Here is a 25,506-nt window from a genome sequence, read left to right on the forward strand (position 1 = left end):
CGTGGGTGCATCAAAAAACCTCGCTGCTGTGATCGGCACCGGGCAGACCAAGTACGTGGCCAAGCGCCAGGACGTCTCCATGAATGGCCTTGTCCGCGAAGCGATTGACCGGGCAATGACCGATGCGGGTGTCGGCTGGGACGATATCGACGCCGTCGTCGTGGGTAAGGCCCCCGACTTCTTCGAGGGCGTCATGATGCCCGAGCTCTTCATGGCGGACGCGATCGGCGCGACCGGAAAGCCCATGATCCGGGTACACACCGCCGGTTCGGTCGGCGGCTCCACCGGCGTGGTCGCGGCCAGCCTGGTGCAGTCGGGCAAGTACCGCCGTGTGCTGGCACTGGCCTGGGAGAAGCAATCGGAGTCGAATGCCATGTGGGCGTTGTCGATTCCGGTGCCCTTCTCGGTGCCCGTGGGCGCGGGTGCGGGCGGCTACTTCGCCCCACATGTGCGCGCATACATCGAACGCTCCAAGGCTCCGCTGGACACCGGAGCGATCGTCGCGGTCAAGGACCGGCTCAACGCGGCGAAGAACCCACTGGCGCACCTTCACCAGCCGGATATCACCGTCGAGAAGGTGATGGCCTCTCCGATGTTGTGGGACCCGATCCGCTTCGACGAGACCTGCCCGTCCTCGGACGGCGCATGCGCAATCGTGGTGGGAGACGAAGAAACCGCCGATCGCCGTATCGCCGACGGCCATACGGTCGCGTGGGTGCATGCCACCGCGCTGCGCACCGAGCCGCTCGACTACACCGGGCGCGACCGGGTGAATCCGCAGGCAGGACGCGACGCCGCGGCGGCATTGTGGCGTGACGCGGGAATCACCAGCCCGATCGACGAAATCGACGCCGCAGAGATCTACGTGCCGTTCTCGTGGTTCGAGCCGATGTGGCTGGAGAACCTGGGATTCGCGGCCGAGGGTGAGGGCTGGAAACTGACACAGGCCGGCGAGACCGCCATTGGTGGCCGGATCCCCGTCAACGCCTCCGGCGGCGTGCTCTCCTCGAATCCGATTGGGGCCTCGGGCCTCATCCGGTTCGCGGAGGCCGCCATCCAGGTGATGGGTAAGGCCGGCGATCATCAGGTACCGGACGCCAAGAAGGCGCTGGGCCACGCGTATGGCGGCGGTTCGCAGTACTACTCGATGTGGGTCGTGGGAAGCGAAAAGCCCGCAGGGAATGGGAGTAAGGCATGAGCCTCGCAGATGAAGCGGGCAAGCGTTCCCGCGCAGCCGTCGAAGCCCGCGACAAGCAGGCCTGGGTCGATAACTTCGCCGACGACGGCGTAGTGCAGGATCCGGTGGGTCCGTCGCCGTTCGATCCCGAGGGCAAGGGGCATCGCGGCAAGCAGGCCATTGCGGCTTTCTGGGACAACATCATTGCGCCCACCGAGAACCTGGATTTCATCTTCGACGCCACCTACGACTGCGGCACACATCAGGCCAACGTGGGCCGGATCGTCACCACGATGAACGGTTACCAGATGACGGCCGAGGGTGTGTTCACCTACGAGGCCAATGACGAGGGCAAGCTCGTCGTGTTGCGTGCGTACTGGGAGTTCGACAAGGTGGCGGGGACCGCCAAGAAGGTCTGACTCCGCCGAACCACATAAAGACCCCCGCGCTCGCAGCGACGGGGGCCTTTATGTCTTCGCGCTAAGAGGCCTGGCGACCGGCGCTGATCATCTCCTCGCGCGGTACCACTTTGATGCGTTCGCGGCCCTGCTCCTCGCCGAGGGCTACCTCGTGAGCATCGAGCCGTTCCCACTCCTCCCACGTGGTGTAGTCAATCCCGCTTCCCCGTAGATGCGCGAAAACCGCATCGGGGTCGGAGATTTCGGCGGGTTGAATACCCGGGAGGTCTGCAAGCAGGCTGGAAATCGTCTCGGCTGCATCGGATTTGGTGTGTCCGATCAATCCCACGGGCCCGCGCTTGACCCAGCCCGTGACGTAGGTCGATTCGACCGGGATTCCGTCGATATCGAGCACCCGCCCGGCGTCGTGCGGGACAACCCCGGCGTGGTGGTCGAACGGCAGGTCCGCCAGGTGCGAGGAGATGTAGCCGACCGCGCGGTAGACCGCCTGCACCGGCCAGTCGGTGTATTCGCCTGTTCCCCTGACAGTTCCGTCGCCGATGAGTTCGGTGCGCTCGGTGCGCAGGGCTTCGACCCGATCGATCCCCAGCACGGCCGCCGGCGACTGGCACAGGTGGATGTGGATGCGATGCGGCGCGCCGGTGGGCTCGGTGTCCAGGTACTTCATCATGGTGTCGACGACGAGCTTGGTGGCCTTACTGGAATTGATGGCCTGCTGACTGCCCTCGTCGATCTCAAATCCCTCTGGGTGCACGATGACATCCACACTCGGCGAGTGGGACAGCTCGCGAAACTCCATGGGGCTGAACTTGATCTGCGCCGGACCGCGCCGCGCGAAGACGTGTACGTCGGTGGCCTGGTTGAGCGCCAGGCCCTGATAGACGTTGTCGGGGATCTCGGTGCTGAGCTGTTCGTCGGCAGGCTTGGCCAGCATGCGCGCGATATCCAGGGCCACATTCCCGGCTCCCAGCACCGCGACGCTCTTGGCCGTCAGCGGCCAGTCCCGCGGTACATCGGGGTGACCGTCGTACCAGGAGACGAAGTCGGCGGCACCATAGCTTTCCGGAAGGTCGATACCGGGGATGTCGAGATCACGGTCGGCGCGCGCGCCGGTCGAGAAGATCACCGCGTCGTAGAAGCGCCGCAGATCCGAGAGCTTGATGTCGGTGCCGTAGTGGACATTGCCGATGAACCGAATCTCGTCGCGCGAGAGCACCCGGCGCAGCGCCTTGATGATCTCCTTGATGCGGGGATGATCGGGAGCCACGCCGTAACGCACCAAACCATAGGGCGCGGGCAGTCGATCGAACACATCGACCTGCGCCTGCTCGTACTCCTTGGTGAGGATGTCGGCGGCGTAGATACCGGCCGGACCTGCGCCGATAACCGCGACTCGGATCTTCCTCATGCCATCCCCTTTGATTCGGACATCGATTAGGTAAGGCAAGCCTAAAAAGAATTCCGAAGAAAGTGGGACGCACGTCCAGAGATCCTGGTCACACTCCCGATCGCATCTCAGTAGCCTGAACGCGTGCTCATCGCGCTCATCCTCATCGTCGCCGCGGTTCCGCTCGCCCTATTCACACTGCTCGTAGTCGGCATCCGGATGCAGATCCCCGCGATACTCAACGCGGTCCGACGGTTCAATCGCGCCGTGACCAACCCCAGAGTGATGACAACCGCCGGTACCGCATCCACATCAACAGCGGTCATCCATCACACCGGCAGGAACAGCGGACGTGCCTACGAGACCCCCGTCGAGGCCTTCGACACACACGAGAACACCGTGCTCATCCTCTTGCCGTACGGCGCGAACGCCGACTGGGTTCGCAATGTCATCGCACAGGGCGGGGCCGAAATGATCCGGGCCGGGGAAACTCTGCGCCTTACCAACCCACGCGTGGTCCGCACCGCCGAAGTGCGTACCCAGCTGCCCGCCAAGGAACTGCGAATGCAGCGGATATTCAACGTGCCCGACTGCCTGCAGCTGAGCAGGCCATAGCGGTTACGTGTCCAAACCTTCCAGGTAGCGCTTCCCCAGCGCCTGGTAGGCGGCGGGAACGCCCTTGGTGAGGAACTCCGCGGGGGTGCCCGCGACGGGCCCCTTGACCTTGGCGGGTGAGCCCATCACCAGCACGTCCTCGGGGATTTGACTGCCGCCGAGTACCAACGAACCCGCGGCCACCATGCTGCGCGAGCCGATCGAGGCGCCGTCGAGCACTGTCGCGTGATTTCCGATCAGGGCGCCGTCACCCACGGTGCAGCTGTGCACCAGGCACATGTGCGCCACCGTGGCTCCCTCACCGATATCGACCGGCATCCCCGGGTCGCTGTGCAGCACCGACCCGTCCTGGATGTTGGCGCCCGCCCGGATCACAATCGGCGCGTAATCGGCGCGGATGACCGTGTTGAACCAGATCGAAGCGCCGGCTTCCACCGTGACATCTCCGATGAGACAGGCGGTCGGCGCGACGAACGCCTCAGGGTGGACGCTCGGGCTTTTTCCGTCGAGTGAGTACAAAGGCATGCGCAGACCCTAGCCAAGGGCCTTATTTGCGCTTGTGGCAGGCACATTTCTTGCGCCCCGGGGGGCCAAAACTGTAACATGTTCTAGTTGAAGATGGTCGCCACAGCGACCAGCATCGAAACACTGGAGGCAGCCCCGCCATGAGCACAGATACCGCAGGAATCGGCGTTCGCGAGATCGACGTTGGCGAGCTTCCCACGCGCTATGCCCGTGGTTGGCACTGCCTGGGCGTCGCAGAATCGTTCAGGGACGGAGAGCCGCACGCCATCGACGCGTTCGGCACCAAGCTGGTCGTATTCGCCGACACTCAGGGCGATATCAAGGTCCTCGACGGATACTGCCGTCACATGGGCGGCGACCTCTCCCAGGGCAGCATCAAGGGCGACAACGTCGCCTGCCCGTTCCACGACTGGCGCTGGGGCGGCGACGGCAAGTGCAAGCTGGTGCCCTACGCCAAGCGCACCCCCAAGCTGGCCCGCACCCGCAGCTGGACTACCGACGTTAAGAGCGGTCTCCTCTTCGTCTGGCATGACGCCGAGGGCAACGGCCCGACGGATGATGTGGAGATTCCGGAAGTCCCGGAGTTCGCCGACGACGGCTGGACCACCTGGGACTGGAACACCATCGTCATCGAAGGTTCCAATTGCCGTGAAATCGTGGACAACGTCACCGATATGGCGCACTTCTACTACATCCACTTCGGATTCCCGACGTTCTTCAAGAATGTCTTCGAGGGGCACATCGCCTCGCAGTACCTGCGCACCGTCGGCCGTCCCGATGTGCAGCTCGGTGGTTCCTCGCAGTACACCGGCGAGCAGATCCTCGATTCGGAAGCCTCGTACTTCGGGCCTTCCTTCATGATCAACTGGCTGCACAACAACTATGGCGGCTACAAGGCCGAGTCGATCCTGATCAACTGCCACTACCCGATCGACCAGAATTCCTTCGTGCTGCAGTACGGCGTCATCGTGCAGAAGCCCGAGGGCATGGACGAGAAGATGACCGGCAAACTCTCGCGCGCCATGACCAAGGGTGTGGGACAAGGCTTCCTGCAGGACGTAGAGATCTGGAAGAACAAGACCCGCATCGACAACCCGCTGCTGGTCGAGGAGGACGGCGCCGTCTACCAGATGCGCCGGTGGTACTCGCAGTTCTACGTCAACAAGGCCGACGTCACGGCGGAGATGACGGACCGCTTCGAGCTTGAGATCGATACCAGCAAGGCCAATGAGTTCTGGCATGGTGAGGTCGACGAGAACCTGAAGCGGCAAGCGGACGAAAAGGCTTCCGCAGAAGCTCAAGCCGAGGCCGAAGCTCCCGCCGAGGCGACGCAAAGCTAGTGCCATGACCGAAGTTTCAGCATCGACTGAGGCCAACACCAGCCCTCCGAGCGTGGAGGAGCTGGCTCAGTCGATGCTGGCTTTACATGGCGCCCACGACGATCATGACCATGCCCCGACGGGCAGGCCGAACGGCCATTGGTCGAAGGCTCCCGCGTTCGAACACAACCCGGAGCAGGCCGCGCTTCTGCATGAGGCGACCGAGAGCGACAAGCAACGGTATCTGACCTCCGGTCTGCAGGAGGTCGACTGCCGGTTCTGCCACGGCTCGGTAATGGTCAAGAAGCTGGGCGTCAATCACACCGCGGTGCAATGGAATACCGAAGCAGCCGGACGCTGTGCCTACTTCGCACAGATGCGCGAGGAAGGCACGAACACCGCGCGGGTGCGCGGGTGTCCGCGACTGTCCGACAGCATCGCGCATGCCGTCGCCGAGGGGTGTCTCGACCCGATCTGCACGGCGCCCCCACCCGGGGACGGCTGAGCTAGAGCTCCAGCAGCACGGTCACCGGGCCGTCGTTGATCAGTTCAACCTGCATGTGCGCCCCGAAAATCCCGGCTTCCACCTGTGCGCCGAGATTGCGCAGTGCGTCCGCGAATACCGCGACGATGGGTTCGGCGACACTTCCCGGCGCCGCGGCATTCCATGCGGGACGACGCCCCTTCTTCGTGTTGGCATACAGCGTGAACTGACTGACCACCAGTACGGGGGCACCGACCTCGGCGGCCGACTTCTCCTCATCGAGGATGCGTAGTCGCCACAGTTTTTCCGCGAGTTGCGCGGCCGTTTGGGCATCATCGTCATGGGTAACACCCACCAGGGCCAATAACCCCTGGCCTTCGGGGCGGATCGCACCGACCACCTCCCCCTCGACGGACACTGTCGCCGAAGTGACCCGCTGCACCAGAACACGCACGCTACGACCCTATCAGCGCTGCCAGTTTTTCCGCCTGTGCTCGAATCTCCACGAATGCCGTTGTTTCCCAGAGATTTCCACGCCGCAGTGGCCCTATTGCCCACATCGGCACCACCCCAGGCAGCAGCCTTCCATCGGTATCGGTATCCAACCCGAGGTTCAGTGGGCCGGGTCGCGCCAGGCCGTCGACAAGGAGTTGGCTCCACAACCGATCGGCACCGGCGGTGAGATCGTATTGCGGCCCGGTGCAATTGATCACCGCACGCGCGTGGAGAACCTGCCCTGTCGACAACGTCACGGCGACCCCGGAACCCGACGCGACAACGTCCTGCAGTTCCGCACGATGAACACGCAACGCACCGTCTGCGATATCCCCGTCGATCTGAGCAGCAGTGCGCGGCGCCATCCGATGGCGGTGAATGTCCCACAGCCTGCGATATTTTCGCAGGAAACACTCGCGTTCACCCATACTCATACCCGCCCACAACGCACCGGCGTGGGGGCGCAGCGCATCCACGGCCGCACACATGTCGCCGTCCTCGGATATCACGTCCCGGACATAACGCACGGCCTGCTCCAGGACGTCACCGCGCTCTATAACGAACGCTGGAGCCCGCGCCGGAGGGTGTGGATCCAGTCGATGTGCTCGCGGGAGCAGCCCACCACGGGAGATCGCATGCAGGATTCGGCCCGGCCGTCGCAGCGTGCAGGCCAGGTCGGCCATCGTCAGACCGGTTCCGACCAGAAGCAGATCGCCGTCCTCGGGAAGGTTGTCGAGCACGCCTGCGCGCCAGGGATCACTCACAAAGAGCGCACTGCGCCGCAACCAGTCTGGCGCCCAGGAGGTTCCGGGGGTATTCGGCCCGGCCGCCAGCACCACGGTGTCGGCGTGCACCTCGGCGCCATTGCACAAAGCAACCGAGAGCCCGCCGGTGTGCCGAGCCACCGCGACGGCGCGGTGATGGACCCGGGTCACGCGATCACCGCGTGCTCCTTCGAAGGCACTGGAGAGGTAACGTCCGAACAGCTCTCGCGGAACGAAATCCTCAGAGCTCACCCCTGGTACGCCGTTTTCAGCAAGCCAGGCCACAAAATCTGCCGGCTCGGCAGCATCGACACTGAGCTTGCCCGCCGGAACATTGAGAAGGTGACGCGGATCCGTGGTGCGGTAGGGCACTCCCGGCCCGGTCCTCCTATCGGGATCGATCACCGTCAGATGAAGCGCCCCGAGGACATCGCGCCGCAGTAGATGCAGGGCGACAAGCGTTCCCGCCGCGCCAGCGCCCACTACGGCGATACGGATCACAGCCCCGCGAAGCGCTCCATCACCGCTTCCTTACTCAGCCCATAGTCGGCAAGCGAGTAGACATGCTTGGGTGCACGCGGGCCCTTTTGACTCTCGTCGTTCATCTTCTGCATCTCCACCAGAGCGGACGCCGACAGCTCCAATCCAAAGTGCCGGTAGATGGATTCAACGGTGCCGATCGGATCGGAGATGAAGTCGAAGTAGTCGACATCGCAGAACTGCGCCTCGTCGTACTTGGTGCGCGCGGACTTGAACGACTCCAGGCCCCGGGCCCAGGTATCCAGCTGATCGGCGCCGAGGGTGGCACCGACAAAGGTCTGCGACCAGCCTGCCGTCGCATGCTCGTTGAGCGAGCAGACCGAGGCAATGATGGTCTCGGCGGGGCGGTGCGTCTGGATGACCAAGGCATCCGGGTACACCTCCATGAGCGCATCAAGGGCGAAAAGATGACTCGGATTCTTGAGCACCCAACGCTTTTCGATGTCATTGAGGCCGATCAACTGCAAGTTGGCCTTATAACGGCGATAGGCCGGGGTCCAATCCTGCTGCGACAACCACTGCGCGTAGGAGGGCACGTGCGCAAGACACTCATACGAAACCGAGTGCACCGACTGCCGCAGAAGCTGCCAGCATTCCTCGACCTCGGTGGCCGACATGTAATGCAGGCCCATGAATTCCGGGTTCTCCACGTGATGCTTGGAGAACTGCGCCTCCAGCTGTTGGTACACAGGATTGGAATCCCAGGTATCGCGCGCCGGTCGAGGCTGCGGGAAGTCGGCCAGCCACATCTCCAGCCCCTGATGCATCGGATCGGCGTTCAGGAGGCGGTGCAGCGCGGTGGTGCCCGTGCGCGGTAGTCCGGTGACAAAGATGGGCCGATCGATGGCGACCTGCGCATGGTCGGGGTGCGCCTTGAAGGCAGCTTCGCTGAGTAACCGCGCACCCAACGCACCACGCAAGAACACCCGAGACATCTTGGAGCCCAACGGGGTCAGCCCGGCTTCGCTGTGATAGGAGTCGAGCAGCACCCCGAGCGCTTCACGGTAGTTGTCGACGGACCCGTCCCCGAAGTCGTCCAGTCCGATCAGCCGGGTAGCCGACTCGTGCAAATCGTCGACGGTGCCGACACTGGTGCGCTCGGTGTTTGATTCAAGACTCATGTGGATTCTCCTTGTGGCTAAGCGTGGAACTCGCCGCAGTTGACATCGAGGGCCTGGCCGGTGATTCCACTCGCCAGGTTGGACGCAAGGAACAGCACGGCATTGGCCACCTCATCGGTGGTCGGTAGCCGTTTGAGATCGGAGTTCGCGGCCGTGTATTCGTAGATCTGCTCGACGGTGCCGCCGTACTTCTTGGCCTGGTGCTCGAAGTAGCCCTTGAGGTTCTCACCCCACATGTATCCGGGTACCACCGAGTTCACCCGAACTCCCTGTGGCCCCAATTCTGTGGCCAACGATTGGGACATGCCCAGCAGCGCGGACTTGGCGATCTTGTAACTGCCATAACGAATCTGCGAGTGCCGGATGACCATCGAGTTGATGTTGACCACCGCTCCGTTCGATCGGGCGAGCGCGCCCGCAAAGCCCTGCGTCAGCCGCAGCGTACCGACCACCGTGAGTTCGACGCTATCGCGAATATGCTGATAGTCCGTCTTCTCCAGAGACTTCATCGAGGGAATGCTAAAGGCGTTGTTGACAAGTACGTCGATGCTTCCGAAGGTTTCGGTGGCACGTTCGACAAGGTTGGCGACGCTGGCCTCATCGGTGATATCCGTGGCCACCGCAAGGGCCTTGCGCCCGGTCGCGGTGATCTGCTCAGCCACCTCGTCGAGGCGTGACTGGGTGCGTGCCGCGAGGACGACATCGGCACCGGCCGCGGCGAACTTGGTGGCCAGTGTGCCGCCCAGCCCTGGGCCGATACCGGACACCACGACAACCTTGCCGTCAAAATCGAGGAGACTCATCAGCCCAACATCCTTGCCCCGATGGCGGTCTGGCGCTCGGCAATCCGACTGCGCCAACCCTCCGCGCTGATCTTGTTCAGCGCGTAATGCGGCAGTTTCGCGGGGACATCACCGATCGCGACCACCTCGACCGTCGGGCCGTCGGCGGCCGTAAGCGGACGATCGGCCCGCTGCCACCGGAACTGGAGGTATGCACGACGATGCCCCAGTGTCTCAATCCAGTTGGTGATACCAGGATTGGCATTACTCACCACCATCCTGATGTTGCCATCCGGGTCAACCTGAGCCTGACTGGAGTTCAGCGAGGTCTGATGGTTGATGTAGTCGAGCGAGATGTACCACAGGCTTCCGAGCTGAAAACCCTGATACGGCGCATCGGATTTGGGGACGGTGATGATCATCGCCTGGTCGTCGGCCAGGTCATAGTGCCCCACCGAGGAGAACTGGGTGGCCAGACCGCCGGGCGTGAGTCGCGGCTCCGTCATGGTGTTGACGGGCAGATTGTCGTAGAACCATTTGGGGAATTGCAGCCACGTCTTGACTCGGTTCACCAGCTGCTTACCAGCACTGGCGTAACGTTTTTCGATCTGTTCCTTGGTCAGCGGGGCCGGTGCGGTGCCCGCGGTGTCCACCCGTGCGATGGCGAGGGTGCCGCGCTGTGCACGCCAGTCGCTGTACACCTCACGCATGACCAGCTGTGCAGGTCCCGGTCCGAGGGTGAAGTAGTTGGGCCGCGACTCACTTGCCGGTCCGGGGCCGAAACGGACTTCGAAGCTGCCGTCGCTCTCGATATGGATTTCGCGATCGTCGAAGGCGATGGCGCTTCCCGGCACGTTCTTGTCGGTGTACTCACCGCCGCCGAGCACCTGAAAGCTCAAATCCGCAGTGGTGCCGCGCTTTCCGGTGACCACATACTCGAACTCGCCGTTGACCCGCGCGCCGAAGTAGAGGGTGTCGGGGTTGTCCAATCCCATTTTCGTGAATGGCCCCGTGCCGGAGAGAAGAAATGGGTGATCGCGGTCGGTGTGAAACGCCATGTGCGTACAGGCCGCAATCCCCTGCGCCAGATACTGAAGCCCCTCGAGCAGGTCGGCCTCGGTGTCGATATGGGGTGCGGCGACAATCAGCTCCTCGGCTTCCGCGATCGCGGCGGTGAATGCCTCGCTGTACATGGCGCTCCTGACTGGTACAAATGTGTACCGCAGTGGTAGAATCCCTCCAGACATTAGAGCGCCCTGCCAGGTACGTCAAGAATGTCTGGATCTACACAGGGGCACAGGAGGTTTCGCCGGTGGTCGAGGAACGGGACAACGGGGCAGGCAGGACGTCGCCCCCTACCGAACGCGTGATGGCCGTACTCGATTTCCTGGCACGGCACCGCACCGAGCGCTTCGGACTTTCCGAATTGGCGCGCCGGTTAGGACTGAGCAAGCCCACCTGCCTGGGCATCGTGACCACCCTCGCCGAGTCGGGGTATCTCATCCGGGATGACCGCGACAAGACGTACAGCCTGGGCCCGGCGCTCATCCGTGTCGGCAGAGCCGCCCAGGAATCGCTGCGCGCCAAGCCGGCGAGCCGCGATCAATTACTCACGCTTACTCGAGAATTCGGGCACACCGCGGCGTTGTCCGCCGTCGTCAGCGATCGGGTCACGGTGCTGGAGGTGGTTAGCGACCCCGACCATCCGGTCCGGGTCGAGGTAGGCCAGAGTTATCCGTTCACTCCACCGGTGGGCCTGATGTTCGTGCTCTGGGACACCGACGAAACCATCGCCTCCTGGCTGGGCAAGGATCCGACCGCGCCCGGCCGTACCGCAGATGAACGGCTGCGCAAGGTAATCCAGGAGTGCCGTGCCGACGGCTATCTGGTCGAACTGTTGACCCCCGCCGGACGTCAGCTGTACTCACTCATGGCCGGAGTGCCCGGTGACATCCCCAACGAGTTGCGCGCCCTCCTCGGCGAGATCGTGTCGGGAATCGGCGAACGGGTCTACCTGCGCAGCGAGAACTACACCGTCGGCTCAGGGGCGAAAGTACGCCACCGGGTAAACGTGATGTCGGCACCGGTCTACGACCACAACGGCAAGCAGGCAATGGTCGCGAGCCTCTACATCGGCGACGACCTCACCGACGCCGAAATCACCGTGCGCGCCAAGGCTCTGGTACACACCGCGGACGGAATCACCGAACACATCGGCGGCACCAAGCCATAGCAGTAATTTGCTACATGGTACACAAATGCTGTTATATTCATATTCATCATGTAGCCACGTGTGATGGATGTAAATGGGTGGGGCCAGAATGAATTGCCGTGAGACGCTAGCCCGCACCGTCGCCGTCGGCACCGCCGCCGCACTGTTCTCGATCACTAGCCCTGCACCGGCATTCGCTGGCGACCCCTGGGTTCTCGCCGTATGCGGCACAACCAATACTCAGACTGGCGCAGCCGTAGGGTCATGGGCCGGCGCAGGCGCCTCCGACCAAGACGCGGTCGATGACATGAAGGCCAGTGCGCCTTCGGATCTCGACGCCGCGGGGCCGTGCTTCGCGCTCTCCGGGCTGACACAGGATTCCGCCATCCAGTCACGCGACATGACCCGCCAGTACCTGAGCACCCAAAAGCCCGGGAAGGTCTTCGAAATGATCACCGGCAGGCAGCCAGGGCCACCACTGGCGTAGTTATCCGCCCTTCTAGCTCCCGCCAGCTTCCGAGGCGCGCACATACGCGCCCGCCCATTCACGTTTATGTACGCGGTCGTGCGCTCGCGCCCATGTCACCCATTGACACCTAACGAGAACGCGTTCTAATCTGGGCTGGACCGAATACGAACCGATACGGTACATATTTGGACCGAAATGGAGTAATCGCATGCCGACATCGCCCGATGTTCTTCGCCCAAGAAGCTCATCACCCGCCGAGTCGTACGAGTTATCGCACTTGAGCGCGCTGGAAGCCGAGGCCGTCTACATCTTCCGCGAAGTTGCGGCGACCTTTGAAAGGCCGGTGCTGCTCTTCTCCGGCGGCAAGGATTCCGTGGTCATGCTCCACGTCGCGGCCAAGGCATTCTGGCCATCGCCGCTGCCCTTCCCCGTCATGCACATCGATACCGGGCACAACTTCGACGAGGTCATCGCTTTCCGCGACGAGACGGTTGGCCGCTACAACCTGCGGCTGGAAATCGGCAGTGTGCAGGACGACATCGACTCGGGTGCCGTCGTCGAGGAGACCGGACCAGGCGCCACGCGTAACCGCCTGCAGACCGCGACCTTGTTGCGCAGCATCAACGAGCACCGCTTCGATGCCGTGTTCGGCGGCGCGCGCCGCGACGAGGAGAAGGCCCGCGCCAAGGAGCGGGTGTTCAGCTTCCGTGACGAGTTCGGCCAATGGGATCCACGCGCCCAGCGCCCGGAACTCTGGAACATCTACAACGGTCGCCACCGCAAGGGTGAACACATCCGGGTGTTCCCGCTGTCCAACTGGACCGAGCTGGATATCTGGCAGTACATCGAATCCGAGGACATCACGCTGCCTCCGCTGTACTACGCGCACAAACGCAATGTGGTGGAACGCGACGGAATGCTGTTGGCCGACACTAGATTCCTCACCCTGCAGCCGGGCGAGGAACTCGTCGAGAAGTCCGTTCGGTTCCGCACGATCGGTGACGCGACGTGCACCGGCGCCGTCGAATCTGTCGCGTCAACTCCCAGCGCGGTAGTGGAAGAGGTTGCCGCAACCCGTATCACCGAGCGGGGAGCCACCCGCGCCGATGACCGGATCTCCGAAGCCGGCATGGAAGACCGCAAGAAAGAAGGGTATTTCTGATGAGCCCGCAGACCATCGAAACCACAGAACCTGCCCAGGAGCTCATCCGCATCGCCACAGCGGGCAGCGTCGACGACGGCAAGTCCACCCTCATCGGTCGTCTGCTGTACGACTCGAAGTCGATCTTCGCCGATCAGCTGGCCGCCGTGGAAGCCAGCAGCAAGGCTAAGGGCGAGACACATACCAACCTGGCACTACTCACCGACGGGCTGCGCGCCGAGCGTGAGCAGGGCATCACCATCGACGTCGCGCACCGCTACTTCTCCACGCCCGCACGCAAATTCATAATTGCGGACACCCCGGGGCATGAACAGTACACCCGCAATATGGTGACCGGCGCCTCGACCGCAGACCTGGCGATCATTCTGGTCGATGCCCGCAACGGGCTGACACAACAGACTCGCCGGCACGCGTTCATCACCTCGCTGCTCGGTGTCGAGCACGTGGTGCTGTGCATCAACAAGATGGACCTGGTCGACTGGTCACCTCAGCGTTTCGACGAAATCAAAGAGGAATTCCGCAGATTCGCCACCAAACTGGAGCTGCATGACCTCACCGTCATTCCCGTGTCGGCACTCCTGGGCGACAACATCGTCACCCGGTCGGCGAATACCCCTTGGTATGAGGGTCCGTCGTTGTTGCACCATATTGAGCAGGTACATATTTCGTCAGACCGCAACCTGATCGATGCCCGCTTTCCCATCCAGTACGTCATCCGCCCCCAGGGCGGTGCGGCGGCACCGGGCGCCGAGCACATCACCGACCTACACGACTTCCGGGCCGTGGCCGGAACCGTTGCCAGCGGCGTATTCAAGCCTGGCGACGAGATCGTCGCGTTGCCATCAGGTTTCACCTCAACCGTATCGGCGATCTGGGGTCCGGGTGGCGCGGTCGTGGATGAGGCCTTCGCCGGAAGCGCGGTGAGCGTGCAACTTGCCGACCAGCTCGACCTGGGCCGCGGCGACATGCTCTGCCGGCCGAACAATCGGCCACTGGTAGGTGGCCAGATCGATGCCATGGTGTGCTGGTTCACCGATGTTTCCACCCTCTCCGAGGGGTCGCGATTCGTGATGCAGCATGCCAACTCGACGGTGAAGGCCGCCGTTGCCGGCCTTGACTACCGACTCGACGTGAACAGCCTGCACCGGGACCAGGAAGCAAAGGAACTGAAGCTCAACGAGATCGGACGCGTGCAGTTGCGACTGCAGCGACCGATCATGTTCGATCCGTACCGGCGCAACCGGACCACCGGCAGCTTCATCCTGGTCGACGAGGCCACCAACAACACGGTCGCCGCCGGCATGATCTCCGGCCCGACTCTGCACCAGTCCAAGGTGGTCTGGCACTCGTCCGCGATTTCTCGCGAGGAACGCTCCACCAAGGGTGGAACAATATGGATCACCGGGCTCTCCGCATCCGGAAAATCCACCGTGGCAGTTGAATTGGAACGGCGACTGGTGGCAATGGGCATCCCCGCCTATCGGCTCGATGGCGACAACCTGCGGCACGGCCTCAACGCGGACCTCGGATTCTCGGCGGCCGACCGCGCCGAGAACGTTCGCCGCGTGGGTGCCGTCGCCCAGATTCTTTCCGACTCCGGGGTGGTCGCGGTGGCCGCGCTCATCAGTCCGTATCAAGCCGATCGGGACAAAATCCGGGCCCAGCACGAAAGGGCCGGGCTGCCCTTTATCGAGGTGTTCGTCGACACTCCCGTGGAGGTCTGCGAGCAGCGCGACCCGAAGGGCATGTACGCCAAGGCCCGTGCCGGGGAGATCAGCGACTTCACCGGAGTCAACGCGCCCTACGAGGCCCCGGTGAACGCCGAGCTGGTGTTGCGTCCGCAGGAAGGCAATCCAGAACAGCAGGCGGCCGCGATCCTGGAGTACTGGTTGTCTGTCTAGCGCTTGATATCCACGGTTAGTGCGGCATCATCGTCGGTAATTGGTGCTGCCGCCTCCTCACGGCGTCGGTTGGGCAGGAATAGCGCCCAGACGGCGACCATTGCAGCAACACAGATCGCGGTGGCAGTCAACATGATGTCCCGAGCCAAAGTTTCGGCGCGACTCGCCTTCGGCGGTTCGATGACCGACTTATCCTTGTCAGGATCGGGCATCTGATCCGCTGGCGGAACCTCAGCCGACAACGCAGCAACTGGATCTACCATCCCGTATCCAGTCGCGATATTTGGCCCATTACCGGGCGTTCGCGCGGTTCGTTTGATCAAGTCGATGACCTGGCCCGCGTTGAGATCGGGTCGTTGTGAACGCAATAGTGCCACCACACCTGAGACAAATGGTGTGGCAAAGCTGGTGCCGTTCACCGGCGACATTCCTTGCTGACCCATGACTCCGTTGATCAAACCTGGCCCGAACGGATCCAGCGAGGTTATCCCTTCACCGGGTGCAGCCACACCAACCCAAGGACCGCGCAGGCTGAAATCGGCGGGCTCCCCCTCCTTACTCAACGCCGCAACGCTAAGTACATATTGAGAGAAGTACGCTGGTGAGGCGACGGTTTTGACCGTTGCCCAGGCAGTATCGATGGGACGATTGGGGTCGTTGATTTCGTTCTGTGTCTTGCACACTCCTTCCTGACCAGCGTTACCCGCAGCGGCAACTACTACGACATTTCGCTCGTAGGCGTATCGGACCGCGCGTCCGAGCGCTATGTCGTCAATCTGCACACCTGCTGGGGCACAAGCGACTTCGGAGAGGTTTATCACCGTCGCACCAAGGTCGACGGCACGAACAATGGCCAGCGCGAGTGTTGTTGTGTTCCCGTAGCCTGCAGAGTTGGAGTTGGGATCATCTCTGTTCGATCCGCTGCCCTTCACCGAGAATGAGCTGCTGTTCTGACGAATCGACAGAATTGCCGCCTCTGGCGCAACACCCACGAACGCGTCAGTGTCCGAGGGCGCCGCTGCGATGATGCCGGCGACCAAGGTGCCATGGGCATCGCAGTCTTCTAAGCCGTTGGAGCTTGACACGTAATCGCCGCCGGGCTCTAGATGATGCAAACGAGGGTTCGGACTGACACCTGTGTCGATGACGGCGACCTTCTGCCCCATGCCACGGGAAAATTGGTGTGCAGCGGTGAAGTTCAACATGCTGTCGGCGGGCGGATCCAATTCTAGATTAGTACCCGGAAGCAGACCGGTGACCGCGCAAACCTGCTTCTGCTCGGTGGTTTCGGTCGGCCCCACCGCACCGGATGGGGGCGGCCCGGGCTCGACGATTGGCGGCTCGATCGCGAAGGCCGGTGGCGGTGACAAGAGGGATACCAGCCCGACTGTCGCCATCAAAGCGGCGGCGCGCACCGCCACATTCACCACGGTGCACCGAAATGCCGATAAGCACCGGCCACCCACAACCCCAACGGAATCAAAGAGGCCATCAACAAATACTCAAGGTACAAAAGACCAGTAGTGAGGCGCGGTGCGCGGCGACCGCCCGCCAACACTGCGCCGAGCAACGCAGCAACCACACCCAACACAAGTAGGACCCCATAAGTGACAATCCCGATCGGCGTCGAGCCAGGTTGGGCCAATACACACGCCATCACCACGATCGCAACGGCGGGTACTCCCAGAGCGGCCCGCTCCATCCCCGCCGTACGGAGTCGAGCGCGTAGGCCGAGCACGCCCGCAACAGCTGCAGCCAACGCCAATGATGCCCAAGCAACGTTGATGGCGGGATACAGCGTCACCGCGACCCCGATTCCCGCTGTCACCGCTAGGCCGGTGAAGAATGCCGATCGCGTCGTCTCCGCGAGCCGAACACGTTCGCGCACGTTTTCCGCGGTCGGAACGGACTCAACGGAACTCACTTCCGGATGACCATCCGTTGGCGACTTTTGGAAGGGGTTTTCGAAGAACTCCTCTTCTTCGACGATCTCGACAGTCGGCGCCTCGAAGCGGCCCAACGAACTCGTCATGCTGGGCACCACCACAGTCAGGAGAGTCGCGCTCACTGCCAGCGTCGCGCCCGTGATCGAAGTATCCGGCTTCAACGCCCCTTGCACTATGAGCGCCAGTCCACACAGCGCGAAAATCACTGAGCTAGAAAGAAAACCCCAGCTTCCGGTACCCACGAGTCGGTGCACAGCGAAGTTCACGACCAACATCGCAAAACATGCGCCCGCAACACCGAAGTCGCCAAACCCATGCAGGAACGCCCAACAGGTTCCGGCCGCAATGGGGATACTCGCCCAGGCCAGGACGGAGGCGATCTCCGATCGTTGATAAGAGCGGAAGGCCACTGTTGCAGCGGCCAACAACACACCGACCATGACGACCGAAAGCGCCGACACAACCGCCCATTGAGGGCGGAAGGAAAGATCCACCAAGAAATACACAAAAGCTGCGGACACCAGGTACAGCCCGGCAATCCCCATAATCCGCGCAGAAGTTGCGTCCCACGGAGCGTAAGACGACTTATTCAGCCTGGCAGCGGCATCGACGACGTCGTCGTAGAGGGTGGGGGTCGTCAGCGTGCGCTCAGATACGAGGTACAGCAGGTCTCCGTCGCCTACACCGGCCTCGCGTAACGTCGAATGCAGATCGAGCGACACTTTAGAACCGATACGACGGAGCACCCAGTGGGTCTTTCGCTCCTCACGCGGTGCCACGTCCTCATCACGTTTGACATCACGCGAGGACACCAGTTTGGCAAGCTCGGGAACGAATGCCGCAATCGGAAGGTCCAGCGGAAGCGCGATATCGAGCTGCGTTCTGCCGCCAAATACCGAGACGCGGACATGCTCGGCCGCCGCCGAAAGTATCTGGGCCTGGGCCAATTCACTCATGCCCGTCACAGGTCGGGCATCCTCGACAACTGAATGACACCGCTAGACATGCTGCGCGAGATCAGCATGCCGCGCCCCGGCGGCATCTGCATCGGTTTGAATCCACCGAACAATGCACCCTCTTCTCTGGACCCACTCATCACCAGCCCGTTGCACGACAGGTCACGCAGACGGCCGATAAACGGATCGAACATGGCCTTACCTGCTCCGCCGATACGGCGTGTTACCACCACTCGAAGCCCGATATCCCGAGCCTGCGCAAGGAATTCGACAATGGGGGCAAGCGGATTGTTCATGTTGCTGATGGCCACCAAGTCGTAGTCGTCGACCAACACGAAGATATCCGGACCCGACCACCAGGACCGCTCCTTGAGCTGCTGCTGCGTGATGTCGTTGGGAGGTAGTCGGTCTCGCAACGAATTGGCTAAACTCACCATTAACTCACCGCACGACTGCGCTGCTGTGGCGTACCCGCCGAGATGGTCACCGTCTACCGCACCAAGCATGGACCTGCGGTAGTCCACCAAGATGATCTTGGCTTCCTCGGGAGTTGCGTTCTCCATTACTCCTTGAGCGATGTTGCGCAGCAGCGAAGTCTTCCCGCACTCCACGTCCGCGAATGCGACGAAATGCGGCTGGGCATCAAAATCGATGACCACAGGCGCCAGTTCTGCCTCGTCGATACCAATCGCGATCTTCGACTTCGACAGCCGACCCAAACGGCCGGCGGTGCCGACCACCACATTCCGGTCGAGATCGAAGGGAAGCATCCGCACCTGCTGCGCGCCGCGGCCTTGATAGTGGTCACGCATCATCTCGACGGTTGTGGCCACACCTTGTGGCAGGGTCTCAACATCCGAGCTGGAATCCAAACGTGGCAGCGCTAGTAGAATATGCAGCTTCTCGGCGTTGATACCGCGTCCCGGTCTGCCGACTGGGACCAATTCCGCGAACTTACGCCCCATCTCACTGTCAATCGGGTCACCAAGGCGCAGCTCGATCCGGGTACCCAGCATGTCCTTGACCGCAGGTCTCATCTCCATCCACCGAGAGGCGGAGATTGCCAAGTGAATTCCGTACGAAAGTCCTTGGATGGCAATGGATTGCAGAATCGGCTCCAAAGCCTCGAAATCGCTGCGTATTGACGCCCAACCATCGACGACAAGAACCAGATCGCCAAACTTGTCCTGGCTCAATGGATCCTGTGCCGCAACCTCGGGCGGCAACGTAGCCAGGTGAGCCTTGCGCTGACGGAAGTCGCGCATTGACTCGATACCCAAGTCACGGAACCGCAGCTCTCGCGCGCGCAGCAAGCCCGAAACCTCGGCCACCGTGCGCCGGATCCGGTCGGCATCCATGCGGCCCGCCACCGAGCCGACGTGGGGAAGGTTGGTGAGGCTAGTCAGTGTTCCACCACCGAAATCCAAACAGACGAACTGCAACTGCTCGGGGGTGTGGGTGGCTGCGCCCGCAACAATCAAGGTACGCAATGCAGTGGACTTACCTGACTGCGGACCTCCGACCACCACCAAGTTGCCGTTGGCACCGGCCAGATCGACCATCAAGACGTCACGACGCTGGTCGTACGGGCGGTCGATGATGCCCATCGGCATCACCAATCGCCCGTTGATGTTGTCCGGACTATTCCACTCCGGCTCTGGCAGTAGTTGATTGACCGCTGGGCTGTCTTCCAGGGGGGGCAACCAAACCTCATGGGCGGGCCGACCATGCCCCCTGATACGGCCGACGACAACGTCCAACAAAGTGGTCTTCGTCGGTGATTGCGGTAGTTTCGTCGTCTCCTCCGGAACAATCACGGCGGGCGTCTCCGGCTTCGGGTCCTTGGCCACCGGGGACGCCGTGAAAAGCTTCGGGGCCAACGCCCCCAGCTGCGACACACGTCCCGAACGCGCTGTCCCCCTGGGCTTAACGTACTCGCCGGAGACATACGATGCGTTGAAGCGAGTAGGCTCAGCCGAATCGGTCTTCAAATACGCCGAACCCGGCACGCTGGGAAGGTGATACGCGTCAGGTACGCCCAGCACACTGCGCGACTCGCCTGCAGAGAAAGTCTTGAGCCCGATCCGGTACGACAGGTGCGAGTCGAGACCTCGCAGCTTACCCTCCTCCAAGCGCTGCGATGCCAGCAGCAGATGGACGTGCAGCGAGCGGCCCAGCCGACCGATCATCACGAACAGCTCCGCGAAATCTGGTTTCTGCGAAAGCAATTCGGAAAACTCGTCGACCACGATAAACAATGCAGGAAGCGGATCCAGGTCGGCGCCGTTCGCGCGAGCACGCTCGTACTCCGTGACGTTCGGGAAGTTGCCCGCAGACCGCAGCAGCTCCTGACGTCGGTTCATCTCACCAGCTAGCGCATCACGCATACGGTCGACGAGTATGAGCTCGTCTTCCAGGTTGGTAATAGTGGCCGAGACGTGCGGTGCATCGTCCAAGCCCAGAAACGTTGCGCCACCCTTGAAGTCAACAAGCACCAGGTTCAGCGCATCCGGCGAATGAGAAGTGATCATCGCTGTGACTAGAGTGCGCAGGAATTCCGATTTACCGGATCCAGTCGCCCCGATGCACAAACCATGCGGTCCCATTCCGTTTTCGGCGGCTTCCTTAATATCCAGTTCCAACGGCTGCCCGTTCGGAGTGATGCCGATAGGCACCCGCAGACGCTCTCGAGGCGACCGGGGGCGCCACACCTGCTCGGGGACTATCTCTGCGGCGTCAGGGATCTTAAGTAACGCCATCAGTCCCGGATCAACCGCCCGGGAGTCAGATTCGAGGCTGACGATGTGCGCGGCGTTGGCAGGCCGGAATCTGCCAACCCGTCGTGCCGTGGCCTCCGCCTCCGCGACGGTCAGGGCATCCGGGGTGGCGAATCTCTCGACTCCGACGGCGGTGCGGGCACCGATATCTCCCGGTTCGACCATCAGTTGCAAACCCCGTCGAGCCGCGACTCCATCGGTAGGTGCGTTGAGATCCAACACCGTGACGCTATCCAACCCTGCTTCGGTGATCAGCCGTTCAGTTCCAGCAGTGTAACCATCGTCGATGACCACTACGAGATGCTTAATCCCTTGCACTGGTTGTGCGTTTCTGGTGAACCGGCCTCGTTCGCCCAGTTCGGTTGCCAACGAACTCTCGAGCAGCTCAAGAGTCGGGAAAACCAAACGAACCTGTCCCATGCCGTCGCGAGCCGTTGAGTGCTGAGCGTGTGGCAGCCATTTCACCCAGCCCCAGTTCTCACCGTCGGGGTTCGCTGTAACCACGGCGATCTGCACATGATCTGGCCCGTGGAATACGCAGAGCTCAACCAGCATCGAACGCACCAACTGCTGGGTGAGCTTGCGATCGCCTTCCAAATTGATCGCCGGGAATGCGCGCAGCGATACGGCGGTAGGCAGCGCGTGCACCACAGAGTGTGTCTTGACAAACCGTCGCAACGCGACCGTCGAGACCGGCTCCAAATCCTCCGGAGGCCCAGTTTCGGGTGCAAGCAGTCTGGTGGCGAGCCGATGAGTGCCGATCCCAACTCGGACGTGACAGAAATCCGGGTCGGACGGGCGCCTCTCCCACATACGACGCGTCCCCACGACGTCCACCAGAGCACGGGGATCCGGGTGGCTCCACTCCAACGCGGCGCGCTGCCCGTCACCAGTCATGTCGGAGTCGTCGCGCAAATTGGCCAGGTACCGGAAGTAGTCCTTACGCTCTTCGTTGAGTTCTGATGCCGCCTTGCCGGTGCGACCGCCACCGCCCATGAACATGCCGACCATCGACATGATCATCATCATCGGGAACATCATGAACATCGGATTGCTGGCCAAGTTGCGTCCGCCCACCGTGACCATCAACGCGATCATCCCGACGACGGCGACCACCATCACGAAGGGCATCAGTTTCATGAACAGATTCCCCGGAATGACGCGAGGCACCTCCGGCGGCGCCTGCAGGTTGACTTCTCCGCCTGGCATACGAGGCGGAGCGACCCGCGATCGCCGCACGAAACCTTGTGTTCCCACTACTCCCCTCCCGACATGCCCTCAACACCGGCGCTGATCGGTATTCTCACACCGTCCAGCAACGCTATCTGACTTGGCACCCGACTATGGAGGCATTAAAGCCGATGACGCTACCACCGTCACTTGCCGATCTTGAGCCCGACGCTGGGGCAGAACCCGAGCTCAGCCGGATGACGCTGCTGGTCGGCGGTATGCAACTGGACGTGGGCCTGCCTTCCAATGTCGGTATCGGGGCCTTCATCGACGACGTCATCGACATCGCGAACAAACAACTACAACTGCAGTATCTCGGAACCAGCTCCGGTATCGATGCGACAGTGTTCGACAACACTGAGGGGCGATGGAGCCTGGCCAAACTCGGCGCACCGCCGGTAGAGCTGACCAAGTCACTGGCCGATGCCGATATCTACGACGGCGATGTCCTCGTGCTGCGTGAGATAAGCGGAGCCGCAGCCCCGCTGCTGTTCGACGACGTCGACGCCCTCGACGGTTCAGGGCGCCCCGGAACTGATCAGCCCAACCTCTGGCAGCGCAACCGCAAATACATTGCCTACTTCGGGGTGGGCTTGGCTGGCTCGCTGTCCGCGGCGCTGCTGCTGCACCGACACTCCCAGAACATCGCAGCAGGCCTCGCGACGCTGCTGAGTGGCGTAGCGCTGCTAGTGGTCGGTGGAGTACTTGCACACCGAGACCACGATGCACGAACACCGCTAGGCCTATCCGTGGTCGCAACACCGTTGGTGCTCTCCGGTGCGCTGTACGTGATCCCAGACGGGTTTGGGGCAATGTCCCTCCCGATGGCCTGTGCAATGAACGCGCTCGCATCACTGCTAGCCCTACAAATCGGTAGAGAAGGCAGGACCTTCCACACCTTCGTGATCGCACTGTCCGTGTTAGGCGGGTGCACCGCTCTAGCCAATGTGCTGCTGGCGCCGCCATCGCGCGCGCTGGGTGCGGTGTTGGCCACTGTCTCGGTGATTGTGGTGTACATGTCCCCACGCCTGACGATTGTGCTGTCGAAACTGCCGATTCCACGGGTACCGACTGCGGGAGAGCCTCTCGACGACATCGAAACCCAGGGCGGCACCACGGTCGAAGGCGTCAATGCCATTGGCAAACAGATCATCCCGACCGAAGAGGGCATGATCGTGCGGGTCAAACGCGCGAATCAGTATCTCAGCGGCATTCTCGCCGCTGCGGCCGTGACTGCGGCCGTCGGCGCCTACCTCGCGGTGGACGTCAGCAACGGATTCTTCTGGCAGGGAATGGCCTTCGCAATTGCCGTGGCGACAGTGCTATGTCTACGCGGCCGCAGCCACCACAACCTGACGCAGTCAGCGACTCTGATCAGTTCAGGATTGGCCATCGGACTGGCAGTGATGATCAAGTGCGGAACGTATCTTCCGGACTGGGAACTCAATGCGTTAGTGGGACTTGTGATCGTTTCCGCACTCGCAGTGGCCTGTGGTGTGGTCGCACCACTGCTGGAATTCTCTCCGGTGATGCGCAGATGGGTAGAACTGCTGGAGTACTTCGCTATCGCCTTGGTGTTCCCTCTGTGCTTCTGGATCGTCCGGCTCTATTCCTTCGCCCGGGATATGCGCATCTGACTGCGCCTACTTCGGCGGGTTGATCTTGAGGCCATTGGGATCCGCGACCATACCGTCGTGTGCGATAAGAGCCGCTTGCTGGGAGAGTTCGGGGCCCGGTGGCAGCAGCTTAATAATGGGCCAGGGCGCATCCTGCGGATGTTGGGTGTCCTTTTTGTCAGAGGGGGTCCACCCGGTCACACCCAACGCCGCAGCAGACGGGAAGTCCTTGATGTGATAGATCTGCCCGGTATCACTGACGTAGAACTGTTGGCCGTAGGCGCGTGAATCCTCTTCACCACCAGTGGCCATGACGTACTCACCGGTCCCGGGTTTGAGATAGACCTCATCGAGCCCCGGGCCATTCCCGTCTGCGGTGGCCAACTGGACTGGCATCGCATCCTGTGGAATCGGCAGCCGGTGCCCAAGTAACAAACGCATCTTGGCCTCGGGAGCGCCGTTGTCCTTCTCCCACGCCTGGCACACCACACGATCAGGCTCGAGGGGCGCGATGACCGGGGTCACCTGAGGGTATTTGTCGATCGGGAGGGTGTGAACCGTGGGCGTCATGCTCGCGACCACCGGTGGTAGCTTCCGGATCTCACGGACCTGGCCGGTGGGGTCTCCGTAACGAATAATGTCGGCGGTGGCGGGTGAAACAGGCTGAATCCCATCACGCAACACGACGAACAAACGCTTCCCGTTCGAATCCTCGGTCTCAACAATGGACCCGATGCGCACCCCCGATGAACGCAGTGCATCGATGTTGCTCACGTCACCGATACCATCTATGAGGACCCTTTTGATGGGCTCCACTCGGGGAAACGCGTTCAACAGCCCGGGCGAGATCTCTCGGACAGGGGCCTGCTCCAGGTGTAGTGCCTTCACCACTATCGGATCAGTGACGTCAATCGGAGCGCGAACTCCGTCGTAGATCAGGAACATGTTGTCCGCGGATCCAACCAACAGCATGTCTGCCGGACCTGCGGCACGAATCTCCTTGCCCAAGTCAGGTTTGTTCGCCAGCACCGTGGTCTTCAACTTTGAAGACCCGACCGTCTCCCGAATATCAGTCGTGGTGAAGGTATCGCACACGGCCCAATGCGAGGTGCTCAAGTCGTCACCACCGTGGATGGCGTTGGGCGCACCGATAATGCCCACGATCGACCCGCGCGGGAGCGCTCCGAGTTTCTTCTCGTCGACGGCGGCCGGATTATCAGCCTTTCCGGAGATAAGCCGGGCGGACGCAAGGTTCAAAACCGGGTGCACATTGTCGCCGATGCGCACATACATCGCACCGCCCTGCTTGGTGAGCAGAATTTGCGCATTGCCGATGGAGGGCGAGGGCTTGAAGAACGCCAGCACACCGCAGGCACCGGTGATAATGATGCCGACCACCAGCCCGACAACGAGCGATCGCATCTGCCCGCGCATCGGGTCATGGATCATTCGAGAGTCGGCGCGGATCAATGCGTGCTCGAGCCTGCGGAGCAGGAAACGGTACCCATTGACCTGCGCACGCGTGGTAACCTGCGCTGGCATCACCGCTCCCATCTGCATCAATAGGGAGGAACTGTCCCCCCGTGGGCGACGGTAGCGTACCCCAGGC

The 25,506-nt window shown here is 62.1% G+C and carries 21 protein-coding genes; 10 read left to right on the forward strand and 11 right to left on the reverse strand.

Features of this window, described 5'->3' with window-relative positions:
• Position 1: 1 nt before the first annotated feature.
• Positions 2 to 1,198, forward strand: coding sequence for a thiolase domain-containing protein (locus RHO23_RS17660; protein ID WP_101312035.1), 1,197 nt, complete (start codon positions 2 to 4; stop codon positions 1,196 to 1,198).
• The gene (locus tag RHO23_RS17665) at positions 1,195 to 1,596 is read left to right on the forward strand and encodes a nuclear transport factor 2 family protein (RefSeq protein ID WP_057964338.1); all 402 of its coding nucleotides are present in this window, start codon (positions 1,195 to 1,197) and stop codon (positions 1,594 to 1,596) included. Before RHO23_RS17660 ends, RHO23_RS17665 begins: the two co-directional genes overlap by 4 nt.
• 61 nt (positions 1,597 to 1,657) lie before the next feature.
• On the opposite strand, the gene RHO23_RS17670 is transcribed toward RHO23_RS17665, so the two are convergent.
• Positions 1,658 to 3,004, reverse strand: coding sequence for an FAD-dependent oxidoreductase (locus tag RHO23_RS17670; protein WP_030096315.1), 1,347 nt, complete (start codon positions 3,002 to 3,004; stop codon positions 1,658 to 1,660).
• A gap of 123 nt (positions 3,005 to 3,127) precedes the next feature.
• Here RHO23_RS17670 and RHO23_RS17675 point away from each other — a divergent pair, with 123 nt between their 5' ends.
• Positions 3,128 to 3,598, forward strand: a complete 471-nt coding sequence (locus RHO23_RS17675) for a nitroreductase family deazaflavin-dependent oxidoreductase (protein WP_078353959.1) — start codon at positions 3,128 to 3,130, stop codon at positions 3,596 to 3,598.
• Positions 3,599 to 3,601: 3 nt separating this feature from the next.
• Here RHO23_RS17675 and RHO23_RS17680 read toward each other — a convergent pair whose 3' ends face one another.
• A complete protein-coding gene (locus RHO23_RS17680; RefSeq protein ID WP_064409687.1) occupies positions 3,602 to 4,123 on the reverse strand; it encodes a gamma carbonic anhydrase family protein in 522 nt (173 codons plus the stop codon).
• Positions 4,124 to 4,263: 140 nt separating this feature from the next.
• Between RHO23_RS17680 and RHO23_RS17685 the strand changes: the two genes are divergently transcribed.
• The gene (locus RHO23_RS17685) at positions 4,264 to 5,463 is read left to right on the forward strand and encodes a Rieske 2Fe-2S domain-containing protein (protein ID WP_070915682.1); all 1,200 of its coding nucleotides are present in this window, start codon (positions 4,264 to 4,266) and stop codon (positions 5,461 to 5,463) included.
• Between the two features lie 52 nt (positions 5,464 to 5,515).
• On the forward strand, positions 5,516 to 5,947 hold the full coding sequence (locus RHO23_RS17690) for a hypothetical protein (RefSeq protein ID WP_078353958.1): 432 nt from the start codon (positions 5,516 to 5,518) through the stop codon (positions 5,945 to 5,947).
• A gap of 1 nt (position 5,948) precedes the next feature.
• Here RHO23_RS17690 and dtd read toward each other — a convergent pair whose 3' ends face one another.
• From dtd to RHO23_RS17715, 5 genes are read right to left on the reverse strand one after another with little or no spacing between them, the layout of a single operon-like run.
• Positions 5,949 to 6,380, reverse strand: coding sequence for a D-aminoacyl-tRNA deacylase (gene dtd / locus RHO23_RS17695; RefSeq protein WP_078353957.1), 432 nt, complete (start codon positions 6,378 to 6,380; stop codon positions 5,949 to 5,951).
• 1 nt (position 6,381) lies between these two features.
• Positions 6,382 to 7,686 (reverse strand): FAD/NAD(P)-binding protein, encoded by a 1,305-nt coding sequence (locus RHO23_RS17700; RefSeq protein ID WP_078353956.1) that lies wholly within the window; start codon positions 7,684 to 7,686, stop codon positions 6,382 to 6,384.
• Complete coding sequence (locus tag RHO23_RS17705; protein WP_057964333.1) at positions 7,683 to 8,846, reverse strand: sulfotransferase family protein; 1,164 nt, start codon at positions 8,844 to 8,846, stop codon at positions 7,683 to 7,685. The genes RHO23_RS17700 and RHO23_RS17705 overlap by 4 nt, the downstream gene beginning before the upstream one ends.
• A 17-nt stretch (positions 8,847 to 8,863) precedes the next feature.
• Positions 8,864 to 9,649 (reverse strand): SDR family oxidoreductase, encoded by a 786-nt coding sequence (locus RHO23_RS17710; RefSeq protein WP_070915686.1) that lies wholly within the window; start codon positions 9,647 to 9,649, stop codon positions 8,864 to 8,866.
• Positions 9,649 to 10,821, reverse strand: coding sequence for a hypothetical protein (locus tag RHO23_RS17715; RefSeq protein WP_078353955.1), 1,173 nt, complete (start codon positions 10,819 to 10,821; stop codon positions 9,649 to 9,651). The genes RHO23_RS17710 and RHO23_RS17715 overlap by 1 nt, the downstream gene beginning before the upstream one ends.
• 119 nt (positions 10,822 to 10,940) lie before the next feature.
• Here RHO23_RS17715 and RHO23_RS17720 point away from each other — a divergent pair, with 119 nt between their 5' ends.
• The 4 genes from RHO23_RS17720 (at position 10,941) to cysC (ending at position 15,372) form a co-directional block, all read left to right on the forward strand.
• Positions 10,941 to 11,861: an IclR family transcriptional regulator gene (locus RHO23_RS17720; protein WP_070921020.1), complete on the forward strand. Its 921-nt coding sequence runs from the start codon at positions 10,941 to 10,943 to the stop codon at positions 11,859 to 11,861.
• A gap of 88 nt (positions 11,862 to 11,949) precedes the next feature.
• Positions 11,950 to 12,327: a hypothetical protein gene (locus RHO23_RS17725; RefSeq protein WP_070921021.1), complete on the forward strand. Its 378-nt coding sequence runs from the start codon at positions 11,950 to 11,952 to the stop codon at positions 12,325 to 12,327.
• A 190-nt stretch (positions 12,328 to 12,517) separates the two neighbouring features.
• On the forward strand, positions 12,518 to 13,471 hold the full coding sequence (cysD, locus tag RHO23_RS17730) for a sulfate adenylyltransferase subunit CysD (RefSeq protein ID WP_078353953.1): 954 nt from the start codon (positions 12,518 to 12,520) through the stop codon (positions 13,469 to 13,471).
• Positions 13,471 to 15,372 (forward strand): adenylyl-sulfate kinase, encoded by a 1,902-nt coding sequence (gene cysC / locus RHO23_RS17735; protein ID WP_070921023.1) that lies wholly within the window; start codon positions 13,471 to 13,473, stop codon positions 15,370 to 15,372. The genes cysD and cysC overlap by 1 nt, the downstream gene beginning before the upstream one ends.
• Here cysC and mycP read toward each other — a convergent pair.
• Genes mycP through eccCa form a run of 3 tightly spaced genes read right to left on the reverse strand, consistent with a single transcriptional unit; the run spans position 15,369 to position 22,308 of the window.
• On the reverse strand, positions 15,369 to 16,769 hold the full coding sequence (gene mycP, locus RHO23_RS17740) for a type VII secretion-associated serine protease mycosin (RefSeq protein ID WP_070921422.1): 1,401 nt from the start codon (positions 16,767 to 16,769) through the stop codon (positions 15,369 to 15,371). The two genes, cysC and mycP, sit on opposite strands and share 4 nt — an antisense overlap.
• A 26-nt stretch (positions 16,770 to 16,795) precedes the next feature.
• Positions 16,796 to 18,274, reverse strand: coding sequence for a type VII secretion integral membrane protein EccD (gene eccD, locus RHO23_RS17745; protein ID WP_070921024.1), 1,479 nt, complete (start codon positions 18,272 to 18,274; stop codon positions 16,796 to 16,798).
• Between the two features lie 5 nt (positions 18,275 to 18,279).
• Entirely contained in the window at positions 18,280 to 22,308 is a 4,029-nt protein-coding gene (gene eccCa / locus RHO23_RS17750; protein ID WP_070921025.1) for a type VII secretion protein EccCa, read from the reverse strand.
• A 104-nt stretch (positions 22,309 to 22,412) separates the two neighbouring features.
• Between eccCa and eccD (RHO23_RS17755) the strand changes: the two genes are divergently transcribed.
• A complete protein-coding gene (gene eccD, locus RHO23_RS17755) occupies positions 22,413 to 23,918 on the forward strand; it encodes a type VII secretion integral membrane protein EccD (protein ID WP_070921026.1) in 1,506 nt (501 codons plus the stop codon).
• A gap of 6 nt (positions 23,919 to 23,924) precedes the next feature.
• Here eccD (RHO23_RS17755) and eccB read toward each other — a convergent pair whose 3' ends face one another.
• On the reverse strand, positions 23,925 to 25,439 hold the full coding sequence (eccB, locus tag RHO23_RS17760; protein WP_078353989.1) for a type VII secretion protein EccB: 1,515 nt from the start codon (positions 25,437 to 25,439) through the stop codon (positions 23,925 to 23,927).
• Between the last annotated feature and the right edge of the window lie 67 nt (positions 25,440 to 25,506).

Source organism: Mycobacteroides sp. PCS013 (genome assembly GCF_049532645.1).
GTDB lineage: Bacteria > Actinomycetota > Actinomycetes > Mycobacteriales > Mycobacteriaceae > Mycobacterium > Mycobacterium gwanakae.